The 16,651-nt window shown below is 41.1% G+C and carries 16 protein-coding genes; 2 read left to right on the top strand and 14 right to left on the bottom strand.

From position 1 onward, the window contains the following. Positions 1–64: 64 nt before the first annotated feature. The 14 genes from ABF487_RS06610 to ABF487_RS06545 form a co-directional block, all read right to left on the bottom strand. Positions 65–1,663, bottom strand: coding sequence for an Nramp family divalent metal transporter (locus ABF487_RS06610; protein WP_415634865.1), 1,599 nt, complete (start codon positions 1,661–1,663; stop codon positions 65–67). A 289-nt stretch (positions 1,664–1,952) separates the two neighbouring features. Then, positions 1,953–2,843: a cation diffusion facilitator family transporter gene (locus tag ABF487_RS06605; protein WP_415634864.1), complete on the bottom strand. Its 891-nt coding sequence runs from the start codon at positions 2,841–2,843 to the stop codon at positions 1,953–1,955. Positions 2,844–2,852: 9 nt separating this feature from the next. Next, positions 2,853–3,554, bottom strand: coding sequence for an NAD-dependent protein deacylase (locus tag ABF487_RS06600; RefSeq protein ID WP_028291857.1), 702 nt, complete (start codon positions 3,552–3,554; stop codon positions 2,853–2,855). Further along, positions 3,554–5,071, bottom strand: a complete 1,518-nt coding sequence (gene ppcA / locus ABF487_RS06595) for a phosphoenolpyruvate carboxylase (RefSeq protein WP_415634863.1) — start codon at positions 5,069–5,071, stop codon at positions 3,554–3,556. Before ppcA ends, ABF487_RS06600 begins: the two co-directional genes overlap by 1 nt. Further along, positions 5,068–6,156, bottom strand: a complete 1,089-nt coding sequence (locus ABF487_RS06590; protein ID WP_415634862.1) for a hydroxymethylglutaryl-CoA reductase, degradative — start codon at positions 6,154–6,156, stop codon at positions 5,068–5,070. Before ABF487_RS06590 ends, ppcA begins: the two co-directional genes overlap by 4 nt. After that, positions 6,153–7,178: a tryptophan--tRNA ligase gene (gene trpS, locus ABF487_RS06585; RefSeq protein WP_007745138.1), complete on the bottom strand. Its 1,026-nt coding sequence runs from the start codon at positions 7,176–7,178 to the stop codon at positions 6,153–6,155. Before trpS ends, ABF487_RS06590 begins: the two co-directional genes overlap by 4 nt. 19 nt (positions 7,179–7,197) lie before the next feature. After that, positions 7,198–7,818, bottom strand: a complete 621-nt coding sequence (locus tag ABF487_RS06580) for a phosphatase PAP2 family protein (RefSeq protein WP_415634861.1) — start codon at positions 7,816–7,818, stop codon at positions 7,198–7,200. Between the two features lie 31 nt (positions 7,819–7,849). Continuing rightward, complete coding sequence (locus tag ABF487_RS06575) at positions 7,850–9,292, bottom strand: hypothetical protein (RefSeq protein WP_415634860.1); 1,443 nt, start codon at positions 9,290–9,292, stop codon at positions 7,850–7,852. A 3-nt stretch (positions 9,293–9,295) separates the two neighbouring features. Beyond that, positions 9,296–10,189 carry an ATP-binding cassette domain-containing protein gene (locus tag ABF487_RS06570; RefSeq protein ID WP_415634859.1) on the bottom strand — a complete coding sequence of 298 codons (894 nt, stop codon included), beginning with the start codon at positions 10,187–10,189 and terminating at the stop codon, positions 9,296–9,298. Next, the gene (locus ABF487_RS06565) at positions 10,176–10,547 is read right to left on the bottom strand and encodes a GntR family transcriptional regulator (RefSeq protein ID WP_007745118.1); all 372 of its coding nucleotides are present in this window, start codon (positions 10,545–10,547) and stop codon (positions 10,176–10,178) included. The genes ABF487_RS06570 and ABF487_RS06565 overlap by 14 nt, the downstream gene beginning before the upstream one ends. Before the next feature lie 17 nt (positions 10,548–10,564). Continuing rightward, positions 10,565–11,323 carry an ABC transporter permease subunit gene (locus ABF487_RS06560; RefSeq protein WP_415632491.1) on the bottom strand — a complete coding sequence of 253 codons (759 nt, stop codon included), beginning with the start codon at positions 11,321–11,323 and terminating at the stop codon, positions 10,565–10,567. 53 nt (positions 11,324–11,376) lie between these two features. After that, positions 11,377–12,303 carry an ABC transporter ATP-binding protein gene (locus ABF487_RS06555; protein ID WP_007745115.1) on the bottom strand — a complete coding sequence of 309 codons (927 nt, stop codon included), beginning with the start codon at positions 12,301–12,303 and terminating at the stop codon, positions 11,377–11,379. 140 nt (positions 12,304–12,443) lie between these two features. Next, entirely contained in the window at positions 12,444–13,223 is a 780-nt protein-coding gene (locus ABF487_RS06550; RefSeq protein WP_263780071.1) for an ABC transporter permease, read from the bottom strand. Beyond that, the gene (locus tag ABF487_RS06545) at positions 13,216–13,869 is read right to left on the bottom strand and encodes an ATP-binding cassette domain-containing protein (protein ID WP_007745113.1); all 654 of its coding nucleotides are present in this window, start codon (positions 13,867–13,869) and stop codon (positions 13,216–13,218) included. The genes ABF487_RS06550 and ABF487_RS06545 overlap by 8 nt, the downstream gene beginning before the upstream one ends. Before the next feature lie 159 nt (positions 13,870–14,028). Between ABF487_RS06545 and ABF487_RS06540 the strand changes: the two genes are divergently transcribed. After that, on the top strand, positions 14,029–15,483 hold the full coding sequence (locus tag ABF487_RS06540; RefSeq protein WP_415634858.1) for an ABC transporter substrate-binding protein/permease: 1,455 nt from the start codon (positions 14,029–14,031) through the stop codon (positions 15,481–15,483). Positions 15,484–15,488: 5 nt separating this feature from the next. After that, positions 15,489–16,472, top strand: coding sequence for an asparaginase (locus tag ABF487_RS06535; protein WP_415634857.1), 984 nt, complete (start codon positions 15,489–15,491; stop codon positions 16,470–16,472). Positions 16,473–16,651 lie beyond the last annotated feature (179 nt).

Below are 16,651 nucleotides of genomic sequence, written 5' to 3'. Positions count from 1 at the left end.
CATATTATATCCGTGTATCATCACGGATATAATAATCTAATTTTCACTTGAAGAGATTAATTTATTATTCAGCGCTAACTTCTGCTGCAGGATGTTCAAGACGATAGCGCCTGTTGCCCTTCATGATTTCATAAATAGTCCATGCCAGCAAAGCTAAGATAGCAGCAATCAGCACCCAAGCGATGATATTTGCTAATGTTAATTCACTTTTAGAGGCATTATCACCAAAGAAAGCAGCAATCTGGCCATCATTGCCAGGCAAATTCAGCAGGTTCAAGAAAGTCAAACTTACAACAGAAATCCAACCAAGAACTTTGACCCACGCTGCGTTCCTAAAACGCGTACCCATTTCAATATTGCTATCCGTAAACATTAACAAAGGCAGCATTGAGAATGGCAACGCAAAGGCCAAGAAAACTTGTGAGTTATTCATTAACGTGTTCAAAGCCTCATGTTCGGCAATGGCACTTTCACCACTGGTCATTGATACACAGATTAGAACAGGAATAACAGAAATTAAACGTGTTACCAAACGACGCAGCCATAGAGGCATCTTCATATGGACGAAGCCTTCCATGATAACCTGACCGGTCAACGTACCGGTAATAGTAGAATTTTGACCAGAAGCAAGCAAAGCCACAGCGAACAAAGTTGATAAAATACCAGTCTTTGCAACACTAATTAAAATACCGTTACTCAGAGTCGAAGTATCAGATAAAGCCTGGAATAAACCAAAGAAAGAAGGATCCTTAACAGCACCAGACTTAAAGACTGCGACACCCATGATTAGCAACAGTGCATTAACAAAGAAAGCAGCTGTTAATTGAATATTAGAATCCCAACTGGAAAAACGGACCGTTCTTGCAACATCTTCTTCATCATTATGATCAATCTTTCTGGTCTGCGAAATAGCTGAATGCAGATACAGATTATGCGGCATAACTGTCGCACCGATAATTCCCAAAGAACCAGTCAATGGTGTTTGGCCACCAATATGTGGTGTGCTGGCAAACGCTTTCGCGCTAGGTACTAGTCCGCCAATAACGTTTGCCCAATTAGGATCTGACAAAGCAACTTGATAAACAAATACAAATAGGATAACTAAAATCAAAGCCACCACAATTGCTTCAATTTTTCTAAATCCGATTTTCGTTAGCAGCAATAGCAGCAGCACATCGAAAACCGTTATAAAGACGGCAATGACTAACGGAATATGAAACAAGAGATACAACGCAATCGCAGCGCCGATAACCTCCGCGATATCGGTCGCCATAATCGCAAGTTCAGTCATAATCCATAAAACAACTCCGAGGGATTTACTGGTCCGAGCACGGATAGCTTGGGCCAAATCCATCTGAGAGACAATACCTAGCTTAGCAGCCATATACTGCAGCAGCATCGCAATCAAGCTGGATAATAGAATCGTTGACATCAGTAAATACTGAAAATTTTGTCCGCCAGTAATCGAAGTCGACCAGTTACCGGGATCCATATAGCCAACCGCAACTAGTGCGCCTGGTCCTGAATAAGCAAATAGCGTCCGCCAAAAACCCTTTCCTTTTGGGACTGTAACAGTTCCGTTAATTTCTTCCAACGAAGGCCCGTTGGCATAGTGAATCAACCCATGATCCCTATGAGTCCTGCTTTTAGCATTATCACTCACAATCAATACCACCTCTCTATTTTCTGAAAAAGAGACACTTAAAAAAGGCGAAAACAAAAAGAGCTATAAAAATATACTTTTAGTCGAAATGCCTGATTTTCAGCTTACTGTGAGTTATTACTTGTTTATCATATCTGTCAATCCACTGGTATGTGGATAGCTGATAAATAAGAACTAACTCGACTAACACTATACACTAAAATTCGCTTCTCATGACGTTATCAAAGAAAAATCGAGTGAAAAAGGCAATTAAACCAGGCTTTCCCATCAATTTGCGCAAATTCCAAAACTAAATATCCGATTCTATATGTGTTTTCTGCTTAGTCTCTAATTGCAGCGTAACGTGATCAATGGCAAATTTTTTTCGTAGGCCATCTGTGGCTGCATCTAAAATCTCGACATACCGCTGCGGATCCTCACATTGCAAATGTGCTGATAAAGCGATTTCGGTTGTCGATAGCGCCCAAATATGCATATCATTTATTTTTTCAATATTTGGAAAACTCAGCAAATATTTTTCGACTTCCTCCTCTTCAATTCCTTCGGGCACGCCATTAGTAATCAAATCAAAAGAATCGTGGAAAATTCTCCAGGATTCACGCAGCACAAAAATAGCAGCCACAATTGACACAATTGGATCAATTACACGCCAGCCGGTCCACACAATTAGCAGGCCAGAAACAACAACACACAAACTAATCAGAGCGTCAGCCAAAAAATGCCAGTAATTAGCTTTTTCATTGAGGTCTTTAGACGCACCAGCTTGAAAAATATAAGCTGTAAAGCCATTTACGAACACACCAATTAAAGCAACAATAGCAACCAGCATACCGTCAATATGATTTTCTGGATGAATAAAACGCAGAAGGGCCTCCCAAATAACAATCGAGAGGCTTGCCACCAAAATTAATGAATTGATGAAGGCTGCTAGGATAGTCGTGTTGTAAAAACCATATGTGTGCCGTTTGGTCGGCTTGCGTTTTAATAAAACGACTGCTACTAAGGCAATTACCAGTCCGAGAACATCACCTAAATTATGAATGGCATCAGTAACCAGTGCCAGAGAATTAGCGAAAGCACCGCACAGGATTTCAAAAATAATAAAAATTAAATTGATCGAAATACCTAACCAGTATTTGTGATCGGAAGACGAATAGTTAAAAGTTTGATGATTATTCATAAATTCATCTTAACGCAAGTGAATTTCTGAAAAGAATTCGGTTGCATCGCCGATGATCTGTTTAATGGGCGCAGTCGTGTTGATATGCTCCATATTAACAGAAATTTTAACTGCAGAATTTTGGGCATAATTGATCAGGCCGGCAAAAGGATAGACTTGAAAACTCGTCCCTACAACCACAAGCAAATCGGCAGCCGCCACCGTGGCAACTGCTTGTTCGACATGCTGCGGCATTTCTTCATAAAAAGTAATATCAGGGCGCAGCAAGGCATGATCAGATTTACGATACATCGATGTCAGATAGTCGGTTACCGGTACAGTTTTATGGTCAATCGGGGCGTACACGCGATACAATGAGCCATGAAATTCAATCACAGTGGGATCCAAACGCGTATGCAGGCCATCAACGTTTTGCGTGATAGTGCGCGCCCTGCCCGATTTTGCAAAAGCAGCCATTTTTTCATGAATAATATTCGGCTTAGCTTGCGGAAAGTACATGTTTTCCTTCATAAAACGATATTGACGCTCCGGTTCGGTCTCAAAACAAGTATGACTTAGCAAATACTCCGGCCGATCCAATTCACTCGTCGTATAAAGGCCGCCTTTACTGCGGTAGTCAGGAATACCTGAAGCAGTCGAGACACCTGCACCGGTCATAAAAACAATATGCTGAGCTTGATCAAACAACTCTTGAATTTCTTTGGTAACGATCAACCTAAGAATCTCCTGAGAAGAGCTTGTTTTTCAATCAACAGGGTCCGTGTTGTTGCATCTGATATTTTAACCAAATCAGAAGCGAGCCTTGCATGCTCCTCTTCATTCTCATTACTTGGCCCGATTTCAAACTGCAAAATCTTCTGCATGTCCTGAATATCCTGACGTACTTCAGCCCAGGCAGGATTGCCTTGAATCAAAGTGTTCAAAGCATCTTGACTGATATATTTAGCCAAATGGACGAAATCATGCTTTAGATTAGGATAATGACGCACAAAAATCGCTAATTCTTTGGCATCCAAACTCATTAATGCCCGACCAAAACCAATGAATTCCGGTGGCACACCAACCGAATAAAGACTGCCTGTAAAAGTAATCGCACGCGGCATCTTGTAGCCGTCTACCTGACGTGAATAACCCAAAATACCGACATGCTGACGACGATCGCGTCTTTTAGGAAATGCATCAAACACAGGTTGTAGATCAACAATCAGCTGATCTAGCGTTTCGTGATAATAAACGGCCGATTTTTTAGCCACGTCAATCAGAATCTGCTGTTCTTCTCCGCTCATGGACAAAGGCTTGCTTTCCTGCAGACCAGCGCGCAGTTCTTTGATTGCCGCTTGAACCTGGTTAGTCGGATAGTCATAACGAAAAGCCGACTGGACAGTAGCCGTTTTCAAACCTGGAAATTCCTGCAAATACCTTTTAATCCAAAGAGGCGACAGGCCGCCACGGAAAATAGTTGACCCGGTTCCCGCAATTGGAAAGACAGGCAGATTAATTTCGTTAGAAAAATCAGCCAAACGTGTTAACGCCAGCTTGTTGCCGATAATAGAATTCATAAACCCGTTGCTCAGGGCTGAGTCAGAACCAGCTAAGAAAACGCGCAGATACTGCAAAGACTGCCCGAAATGTTTTTCGTACATGCTCAAATAGGTCTTTAATATTTTCGGTGCATTTAATTGTGTTTCAAAGCCTTCAAATAAGGGAATCATGTAGAGCAGATCATTATTATTAGATCCACTTGTAAATTCTTTGGATTTAAAATGCGCCAAACTGGCAAATTTGTCTTCGATTTCAATTAACTGATCTGCCGACTGCGCCATGGGTAAAATAGCTTCAAACAAGGGTCTTTGATCAAAAGATAGATCTTTAGCGAAATCTTCGGCTGACAGTATCGTGGCCATGGCCTGCATGAGGCTGTAACCTTTTTCTTCCCATATGTTGGGCAGACGGAAGGTCAAAAATTTGTCGCGCCCTAATTGATTTTTCTTAAAATAGCTATAGTTTTCTGAATAAAGGCGATCAATTACAGCAGCATCGGCGTGTTTGCCTTCCCAGTCCCACATATATTCATCTGTATCCAGCACAGAAAAATTATTAAAGGCCTCTTTAACCTCGTTGTAAGCCGAAATGAAAGGGCTCTGGCTGTGTTTAAAAAATGGCACTGCGGCGTTATCCGGGTGCTGCGTACCCATTATGTTAGGAATTCTGCGTCCAATTGTTGTCATTTATCTTCTCCTTTTGCGCGTCGCTGCATTTTCATATGTCCCTTTTGAATACCTTCACCAACTAATGCCCTCAAAGCAGCAAGACTTTGGGCAAGCCCGGCGGCCAAAACGATTCTAGCCAGCTCATCTGCAGAATGTACCTGAGTTAGTTTCAGCAACCCAACGGCTACTTTATTTTGTGAGATTGTTCCACCTACTATACCTAATTGAACCGGCATTTTGACACGGCCAATTAATTGATTTTGCGAATTAATGGTCCAAGAAGCTAAAGACTTATAGTTACCATCTATGGCCGCATAGGCGTGCGCACCAGCTTCAAAAGCACGCCAGTCATTACCGCTAGCCAGTACTACTGCCGAGGCGCCGTTAAGAAATCCCTTGTTGTCTGTGGCTGCGCGATGAAAATCAATCGTCGCAAAATGAGACAGTGCAGCGATTTTTTTCATACTAGGCAGATCCAGTCCAGAGGCAACTGCTTTCATTTCAGTCATGCTGGTAGTGGGAAGATTGGAAACAATCGCCGCCAAAACATCCACCTGCCAAGATCGCAATTGTTCTGCTATGGCCTCCACAATCGTATTGACGATATTTGCGCCCATAGCATCTTGCGTATCAATCAGTGCATCAAAAGAAAACGAATTAGCATCCATTTGACGAAAATGCAATTCCTTCAGCCCGCCACCCCGTGCCACAATGGACGGATATACCAATTGTGCTGTCTTTTTCAAATCATCTTTATGTTTTAGATAGACTGCGTCCAGTGTATCAAAATCACCCATCACCAATATTTGACCAAAACGCAGGTGTGTTTGATAAACTGTTTCAATATTTGTCAGAAATCTTGCGCCATTATTGGCAGCGGCAACAACGCTTGGTTCTTCAGTGGCCATTGGAACAAGATAAGTATGTCCGTCAACAACCAACTGACGCAAAAGACCGACTGGCACTGGTAAGTCGGTTAAATAATTCTCAATTACTTTATCGTGAGCTAAATCAGCATGCTGCAAAAATAATTCCTGCAATTTAGGATCTGGAACAGCTTCCTTCAATCTCTGGGAAAAATTTTTTTCGTAGAATTTAGTCATTTTAAACCATCAAAATAGTTAACACCCATCGCTGCCCGGACTTCAGTCATTGTCTTTTCGGCGATCTGGTTTGCATGATCAGATCCATCTTTTAGCATCTGTAAAACAGCAGGAATATCCTCTTCAAAGCTGGCACGGCGTTCACGGATCGGTTTTAATTCCGATTCCAATACTTCCGTTAAATAGCGCTTTAACTTCATATCTCCGAGTCCGCCTTGTTGATACTGCTCTTTTAAGCTGGCTACTTGTGCTTTATCCGGGTCAAAAATATCCAAATAAGTAAAAACCACATTGCCTTCGATATGCCCAGGATCGCTTACTTGGATATGCTGTGGATCTGTGTACATTTGTTTAACTTTAGCCGCTACTGTATCGGCATCATCGGAAAGATAGATGGCGTTACCAAGAGATTTTGACATTTTAGCGTTACCGTCAATACCGGGAATCCGACCCAATCCTTTTGCTGGGAAAACACCTTGAGGCTCTACCAAAATATCAGTGTTATAGGCACTGTTAAAAGCTCGAACAAGTTCTCGTGTTTGTTCCAACATGGGTTCCTGATCATCCCCAACGGGCACTTTTTTGGCCTTAAAAATCGTAATATCAGCTGCTTGGCTGACTGGATACGTAAAAAAGCCAGCCGGAATTGATTCGCCAAAACCTTTTTGTTCAATTTCAGCCTTCACAGTCGGATTGCGCTGCAAACGCGCAACTGTAACAAGATTCATATAATACTCAGTCAGTTCAAACAAGCCTTTAATTTGAGACTGTACAAACATTGTTGTTTTTTTTGGATCCAAACCAACGGCTAAATAGTCCAAAGCCACTTCTGTCAAACTGCGATGAATTTTTTCAGGATCACGTGCGTTATCCGTGAATGCTTGTGTATCGGCAATCATGACGAAGGGTTCATATTCACCAGAATTCTGCATGGCAACACGGTTTTTTAAAGAACCGACATAATGTCCGATGTGAAGTTTGCCAGTTGGACGGTCACCGGTTAGATAGATTTCTTTTGTCATGTTTTCAATTATAGAATTTTTATCGAAACATTTTAGCCAATAACAGTTTTTCTGCAAACTTATTGTAAATATGCCGCATAAAAATAATCCAGCTAAAGGCCAAAGCCGCCCCTGATACCACGTCTGATAAATAATGGGCTTGGAGGTAGATGCGCGAAAAGCAGACAGCCAAAACAAATAACCATAATATAATCGTCATCATTTTTTTTATTTTTTTTGATACTGTCAGCATTGGCAGCAAGCTGAAAATCAATAGCGCGAAGATAACAACACTCGTCGCATGACCAGAAGGAAATGCAAAGCTATGATGCATGGTTGTCATTAACGGCCTAGGCCGCATGAAATATATTTTCAAAAGCTGCCAAAATAAGTTTCCTAAGACGGTCGAAAGTACTAACCAAAAAGCTAAAATACGCCGGTGGTTTCCATAAAAAACCAAGGCCAGCAGAATAATAATTGCGGCTGTGACTGTTGGACGGCCGATATCGGAAATGAATTGGAATGCAAATATAAGGTTCCGAGAACGCCTCTCATAGAAAAAAAGAGAAATAGCACGATCCAGACGCGACAATTTAGAACTATGCAATTTAACCGCAATGGCTAGTAAGAAAAAAACAGCCAAAGAAACTGTTCCGAACAAATTAAGCCATCTATTATTTTTAAACTTTAAATTATTGTTTGCCATTTTTTTTGCTTAAAAAACGAAATTTGAATGGTTTTTTAAAAATCAGCCAAGCAGTGAAAAGTGTGATGCCAATACCCCAGGCAAGCCACCAAACAATAGAAGATATCTGGCCGCTCTGGAAATAAGCGTTGCTAGGTGTCCAGGCAGCAAGCGGTAAGGGCAAAATAAAGTCCCACACAGCCAGCAGCACAACAAAACAGAAGAAGGGCTTCTTTAATTTCGGCATACGCACATAACTGCTGTCTGTATCATATGAATATTTTTTATACCAGAAAAAGGCCAAAGCCAACATTAAGAGCGCAATTAATAATTCTACCCAGGAAAATCCGTTGCCATTGGCACTGAATGCATCGTCCACAAAATTAAGAAATGGTTTCATATTTAAATGCCACTGGCGGCTTAATCCTGAACCCAGCATATGGGCCGTGGAAATGAATAGTGCAAGGGCAAACATGCTGACAATCGCTGTATAAATTTTTCCGAAAATTGTGCCAATAAAAGAATCAATCAGCAGGCCAAAACCTGCCAGAGAAAGCCCTAGGGTCAACACAACCAATAGCCCGCTGAACATCGCTCCGTAATCGCTATTAGCGAACGCTGAAGGGACCAAAAAGCCTTTTAACACAAACTCAACCAAGGCATAGAAACAGGATAGCAGGCCCGGAATAACAAACCAGCAAAGTGATTTAGCCAAGGCTAGGTACCGGCCGTCTTTGCTTCGCTGAAGCATATAGGGATTAATCCAGTGAATCTGATCCAGCAAAAAGAAGATGGCACCGATCAAAATTGACAATACAACCGGCCCCGCTCCCATAGGCTGTTTGAATATGAAAGTATGTGTATAAAAACCTTCTTTATTGAAAGGACCGGAATCTTTAGAAAACCTAGGGGTATCCGGCAAATAAATTTGTTTACTAGTAGGCAGGCCAGAAACAACAAAATCTGGGCTATCATCAGAATACTGCACAACATCTTTGCCATTTGAACCATTTGCTGACACATAGTAACGAAGAACCCGATGCCTATATTCTGAAAATGTCTCAGGCAGCGAGCTGACCACTTCTTTATAACTAACATTTCTATACGCACTATCAGGTGAGATTGTCAAAATATAAAATGCTAGTTCCGCATTTTTCGATACATATCTAACTTTGGAATTAGTGACAAAATGAAAGCCTTGAGTATCTGAGAGAATATTAGTCACCTTAGCGGCTTGTTTTCTCTTATTTTTGCTCAGCAGCGTCTGCGCATAATCCCTGATTTCATAATAGTGATGCGCATCAAAATGACTATCAAAAGTGTGTTTAGCTTGATACCAACTGCCAATATTAAACACCATGCTGCTAATCGCAATGATGGTGATAATTGCTAAAAGTGTCCAAATCCAAATTTTGCGCAGCTCATAGTAAAGTTTGACTGTTTCTCTCATAAATCACTGCCTCCCTTTAGGCGTTGCCTGACGCAGACGATAATCCTCATCAAAGGTCGCTCGGAAAATATCATCTGAGTTAACTGGTAACTCTTCAATATATTTGGCTTTGCTTCGCTTGATGCGCGCTGCCATTTTACTGTCGTAATCTTTAAACAGCACAACATATAAGTGGCCGCGTTTTTCCAGAATATGACCGCATTCAATGACAACTTTAGGCAGAGCGCCTTCAATGACCATCTGCATTTTGGCAACATTTGCCGTCTCTAATTCTTCACCGGGCAAATAATCCTTTTCGATTCGACCCTCTTTAATCAAGATAATCCGATCAGCAATCGTATCAAGTTCTCTTAAATTATGCGAAGCCAGCATAATGCCTGTCTGATTATCTGAAACGGCCGAAATCAGCATTTGCGTGACTTGATCACGTACAATTAAATCCAGCCCGTCCAGGGGTTCATCTAAAAAAATATACCTTGCTTTGCTTGTGATGGCAGCAATCACCAAAATAAGGCCACGCTGTCCCTTTGATAAACTCGACATCTTTTTATGCAAAGGCAGGTTATTCGTCTTAACCAGGCTTTCAAACCATTCAACATCTAATTTGGGATAACTTACTTTAAAGATTCTGGCCAGTTGCGCAGCAGAATAAGCGTTGGTGAAATTATCAGGGGCATCAAGATAGAAGATTTGTGTTCGTGCATTTTCTGCATCATCGCTAGAAACTCCGCCTGAATCTGACAGATATTCTCCTGATAATAAGCGAAAAAGAGTTGTTTTACCAACTCCATTTCGGCCAACCAATCCAACAATCTGACCGGTCTGCATTGAGAAAGTGACATGGTCAATGACCAACTTGTTTTCCAGCTTTTTTGTCAAATTTTCAATTTTTAGCATTTTTTCCTCCAAACAAATCATCAACAAATTGTTCTATCTGCTTACGCGTTACGCCATTTTTCAATAATTGGTCAACAGAAGAAGACAACTCTGAAAATAGTTGGTTCTGATTCAGATTCTTGACATTTTGCGTGTTGCCCGTAACAAAAGTGCCTTTGCCAGTTAGTGTCTTAATCACTTCCTGCCGCTCTAATTCCTTATACGCCTTTGCGACCGTATTTGGATTGATTCTCTCCTGCAAGGCCATTTCACGAACTGAAGGAAGCTGATCATTGGCTGATAAAATATCTGTCGCAACCTCATTTTTAATTCGATCGACTAACTGCAGGTATATTGGCTTTTTACTGCTTATTGCCATATAGCCACCTCAAAAAATCACAGATTACGTCTATTGAAAACAATACCAGCAATAGCAAGAAAAATACCGGTCCAAACAAGCGATGCAATAATAATTTCTGGTTGGCTTAAGTGCGATAGCAGCGTTAGTGCTTTTGAGTCGCTGAAGGCTTGACCAGCGATATAGGTATTGACATTAAATGGGTTCCATTTGATCAAAGGCAGTTGCTTATAAAACAAATTCATTAATAGAGCACTGATAATTTGTCCTGCCAACCAGATAATAAAAGCTGAAGCAATTGCGATCGCATTCGATTTTAAGAAACTGGAAATCATCAAAGTAATCGAACCAATCAAAAAGATATAAAGCAGATTCGTAACAAAATTTTGCCAGAGAAAGGTAAATTCACTTGGTTTGCCGTTAGCTGCAAAATAATAACCTTTGTTTCCTAAACTAATTGCTTGGCCAACATGCGTGCCGCCAAATTCAACCAGCCAGCTCAATAAGTAAGATGCAGTTGCAATAAAAAACCAGAAACAATAATCAAAAATTAGTTTTATTACTTTTGCAGAAAAGATCAAACGCCGGGAATTGCCACGTGATGCGATCACTTTGATTGTGTCGAACTGAAATTCTTCAGCCAAAATTGATCCGAAAGAGACCAGCATAAAAATGAAAATAAACGAGTCATAGTATCCATGATGCATGACGAAATCTGCTTCTGCATGCGCGTGATCTCTGATCAGATATGCAATACCGCCCACAAAAGGAATTACCAAAGTTATGAGGCTGAACACTAAATAATTAAGTCTATGAAATGATTTAAAAAACTCCTGTCGAATTGCTTGCATTATTTGTCTCCCCCTTTGATCAAGTCAATAAAGGAATCTTCCAAATGCTGTTTTTCTTCACTGACACTCTTAATTTCAATTTTGTTCATGACTAATTGCTGAAGCATTTTATTCAAATCGTGCTGGTCATCCGTATAAACACCCATATGTTTACCTTTGTGATCGGTTTGAAAACCTAAGGATTCTAAAATACCCGCGGCTTTTTGGTCATCACCTGTCTTGATTAAAATACGAGTACCATGGCCGCTTTTAGCAGCCTGACTAGCAAAAAATTCGTCTTTTGTGCCATTAAAAAGAATATGGCCATGATTAACGACGACCAAATCGTCAGCTACAAGCTCCAATTCGCTTAAAATATGCGAACTGATGAGCACCGACACACCATTATCTGCTAAACCGCGCAGCAATTGCCTCATCGAATGAACCGATTCAGGATCCAACCCATTCATAGGCTCATCTAAAATAACCAGTTCGGGATGATCAAGCATCGCAATTGCAACACCCAAACGCTGTTTCATGCCCAATGAATATTTTTTTGCTTTACGATTGGCAAAATCAGTAATCATAGTCTGTTCCATGATCTTCCCCAAATCTTCAGCCGAAGTGTGTCCTGCATATAATTTCAAATTATTATAACCGGACATATATGGATAAATTCCTGGCGTTTCAATCAAAGAGCCCACTTTTTTCAATGGTGCCGTGTGTGTCTTTGAAACCTTTTGACCGTCTATCTCAATTTCTCCTTGATAGGAAGTAAGTCCAGCGATCGATTTCATGATCGTTGTTTTCCCAGCACCATTAGGGCCGATTAAACCAACAATGCGGCCTGGCTTGATATCAAAAGAGACCTGAAAAAGAACCTGGCGTTGACCAAACGACTTGTTTATATCCTTAACCGTTAACAATTTTGCCGTGTTTTCGAGCATTTTGCCTCCCAAAATGTGATATGTACTATGTTACATAGTACAGTTGCCAAAATCAAGTCATAAATTTAAACATCCCCTCATCAAGGCCAATAAAAAACTGCGCAATCAAACGTAGTTTTTAAGTGCTAATCAGTTAGTCACTAATTATGACGTGCTCCCACAAGTTGGGCGCGGTTATTAAAGTATTTGCGGTAAGTCATGAAAGTAGCCATCAAACAACTAATACCTGTGGACCCAAGCAGCATGAATGTCACCATGATCTGATATTTAATTGCCGATACTGGCGAAACACCAGCAAAGATCAAACCGGACATCATGCCAGGCAAACTAACGATACCTAATGTTTTAGCTGTATCAATTTGCGGCTGCATGCCAAGCCGTAATGCGTTTCTATAAATTTCATAGCTTGCATCTCTAATCGATGCGCCTAATGCCAGACGTTCCACCACTTGTTCGTGCAGGTCATTATATTGCTGGTGCATATTGCGATAGACCAACCCCAAGGCGGCCAGCGTATTATTAGCCAGCATGCCGGAAATCGGTACCACCTGCATTGCCTTAAATTCAATAGCACCGCTGGTTACCAAAATTGTCATCGTAATTGAAACCGACACAATCAAGGAAACAAAACTAATCGAAAAAGCCGACCATCGGGACAGATCGCTAGCTCTTTTACCAGCATTATAAGCGGCATTAAAAATAATAACCAGATACATAGCTAAAGTTAAAAACCACTCTTTAGCATCGAAAATATACTGTAAAACAAAGCCGACGACCACCAACTGAACTACGGCACGCAAGACCGCAATTGCTGTTTCTTTGACAATCCCTAATTTCTGTTTATAGGAGATCAGTAATGAAACCACCACCAAACTGGCCACCAAAGCCAGTGTCGTATTAGAAATATTCAAATTATTCATGAGCGGTCTCCTGCTGAATCCTGCCTTTATCAACGATATAAATTTTCTTTGCTTCGCTGAGATCTTCAGCTTCGTGCGTCACTTCGATCACGGTCAGTCCTCTGTGATTGTTTTCTTCGATTACTTGGCGGACAATTTTTTTGGTTAATTCGTCCAAGCCGGTTGTCACTTCATCCAGCAATAGTACCTGTGGTGGAAAAACAAAATTTCTGGCCAAGGCGACGCGCTGCCGCTGGCCGCCCGAGATATCTAAAACAGATTTGTACAAAAAATCTTCGGGTAAATCAAAAGCTGTCAATAAAGATTTCTCATGTTTTTCATCAATCGCTTTTTTTCTAATCAAGTAAGGAAAGTCTAGATTATCCTTGACAGTTTTGCCGAATAACTGCGCCGACTGAACCGCATAGCTCACTTGCCGACGATAATTAATCGGATCGAGTTCTTGAATATTTTTTTCTTGAAAAAAAATGATTCCAGAGTCTGGATTAATCAGATTGGCAATCAGCTTTAAAATCGTCGATTTTCCAGACCCGGACGGGCCGGTAAGTGTGATCCACTGCCCTTTTTCCACCGATAAATCAATCGCATTTAAAACCGGTTTTCCGGCCAATGAAAGTGATACCTGTTTTAAGTTAATTTCTGTCATCCGGAACATTCTACCAGTCGTCGAGTCAGACAAAAAGTACCCTTAAAAAGTATTTTTTTCACGATTTCGCGAGCATCATTCGCATTTTTTTCATATTTTGTTAAGAAAGCTGACATTTCAATCATTTCAGCATTTTTTCATGTTACCGTAACGTGTAAGATGTTTAAATTTTTGACTAGATCATTCAGCTTTTTACTTATTTTTACGCTGTTCGTTCCCTTTGTATTCTCTGCTGCGGACGCCAAGAAAACGACATATAATATTACGACGGATGTCACCTACCCACCTTTTGAATTTCAAAAAGAAAACGGGCAGTATACCGGGATTGATGTCGAAATCATCCGTACTATCGCAAAACGCGAGGGATTTGCCATGAATTTGAAGCCCATTTCCTTTAACTCCGGCGCACAAATGGTACTTTCCGGACAGATGGACGCTATTATCGCCGGCATGAGCATCACGCCAGAAAGACAGAAAGTCTACGATTTCAGCCGCCCTTATTATCGAACAGGTGTTGTGTGGGCTGTTTCTAGCAAATCGAAAATTAAAAATTTGTCTCAGCTACGCGGTCAAACAGTTGCATTGAAAACAGGTACCGCTTCAGCTGATTACGCCAAAATTATTCAAAAGAAATACGGTTTTAAAGTTAGTTATTTTAATGATTCCAACACGATGTATAACGATGTGGTTGTCGGCAATTCGGCAGCTACTTTTGAAGACTTGCCGGTTATGCAGTATGCGATCAAAAATGGGCTTGAATTAAGAATTCCCAGCAGCAAAGTAGCAAATGCCGGCTGGTATGGATTTGCTGTTAAAAAAGGTAAAAATCGTGCTTTATTGCGTGCTTTCAATAAGGGCCTAGTCGCGATCCAAAAAGATGGTATCTATGACCGTATCGTGAAGAAATATCTTGGCCAAAGTCAAAAGCATTATTCCGGCAACTCGGCTAGTGATGCCAAGTCTTCCGGTATTTGGTCCTTACTAGTATCTAATTGGCCCGGTTTTCTCAGCGGCATTATTAAAACGATTCAGTTAACAGTTGTCGGTATTATTCTGGCTTCAATTTGGGGAGTCCTGCTCGGCGTCTGTGGTGTCGCAGAACTAAAAATTTTACGTGCGTTTTCAAAAACTGTGATTTATATTTTCCGCGGGTTGCCGTTACTCGTACTGGCTTTCTTTATCTACATCGGTCTTCCGCATGTGCTGGATATTAAGATCCCAGCATTTATTGCAGGTATTATCACACTGACATTAAATGAGGGCGCCTATACCGGGGCTTTTGTCCGAGGCGGTTTTGAGGCAGTCGACAAGGGGCAAATGGAAGCCGCGCGTTCTAACGGTTTAACATACTGGCAGTCGATGTATCATATTGTAATGCCGCAAGGTATTCGAATTATGGTGCCGAGTTTTGTTAACCAATTTATTATTACTTTGAAGGATACCTCAATTCTGCAGGCAATCGGCATTGTCGAACTGACTCAGACCGGTAACTTGATCGTTGCCAGAACGCAGCAAGGCTTTCAAATTTGGGCGATTGTTGCCTTAATGTACCTAGTTATGATTACGCTGCTTACTTGGCTATCTAACTGGGTACAATCTAAAGTTAAAGCATAATTCCTATGAAAAAAATTCTTGTATTAGCTACAGGTGGGACTATTGTTTCTACTGCACATAAAAATGGCTTGGCTCCTGGTATGACAATCAACCAGTTGTCAGCTTTTTTTGATTCAGCCGAAGGGCCAATTGACCTCATACCGCTTATGGATAAAGACTCGACCAATATGCAGCCCGAAGATTGGATTAAAATGTCCCAGACGATTAGGTCACATCCTGACTTTGATGCATATTTAATCACCCACGGCACTGATACAATGGCTTACACAGCTGCCGGCTTATCATATTTACTCAGTGATTTTGAAAAGCCCGTTATTATCACCGGATCGCAAATTCCTCTAACCTTTGAACACACGGATGCCAAGAAAAACATCAATGATGCCTTACTCGCAGCACGCACGATTGACTTCCCAGGCGTTTATGCTGTCTTCGATGGCCGTGTCATTGCTGGCACCCGTGCGGTTAAAGTAAAATCAAAGTCTTTTGACGCTTTCGATTCAATTAACTTCCCTTTGATTGCTCAGATCGAAAATCAGCAATTCAAAATTCTTTATCGGCCTAGTTTTAATCCTGGTCCTATCACAAGTAGGACCGGTCTCAATACGAACATCTATGTCATCAGAGCATTTCCAGGCTTATCGGTTAAATTTTTCGATTTTATCGAGCAAGAAAAAGCCGGTCTTGTTATTGAAAGCTTAGGAAACGGCGGCTTACCCAGCGTGGGGCGCAATTTAGTCGCAGGCGTTGAAAAACTTTCTCAAGCCGGCTTACCGGTAATTATTACCACTCAAATTATGAATGAAGGGCAAGATATCGACCTTTATGAGGTTGGTCAAAGAGTTGAACAAGCTGGTGGCATCACGGCTGGTGACATGAATACAGAAGCCATCGTGGCCAAACTCATGTGGGTCATGGCACGAACTCAAGACTTATCTCAGATCAAAAAGATCATGCAAACGCCCATTGCCCACGATTTAGATCAGCTATAGAAAAAATGAGCACTTTTCGTGCTCATTTATAGTTAACGAGGGCTATATTGACTAACATCAATTACCTGATCAGCTTGTCCAGCCACAAAGCTATCATGCGTGGCCACAATCACAATTTTATCCATATCTGCCAAACCAGCAAAGACTACGCATAACAATCTGTGTGTTTGAAAAATCAA

It is taken from the genome of Oenococcus sp. (assembly GCF_047725585.1).
GTDB lineage: Bacteria > Bacillota > Bacilli > Lactobacillales > Lactobacillaceae > Oenococcus > Oenococcus kitaharae_A.
The sequence above is the reverse complement of the archived record's forward strand: the minus strand, read 5'-3'. Positions and strand labels throughout refer to the sequence as shown.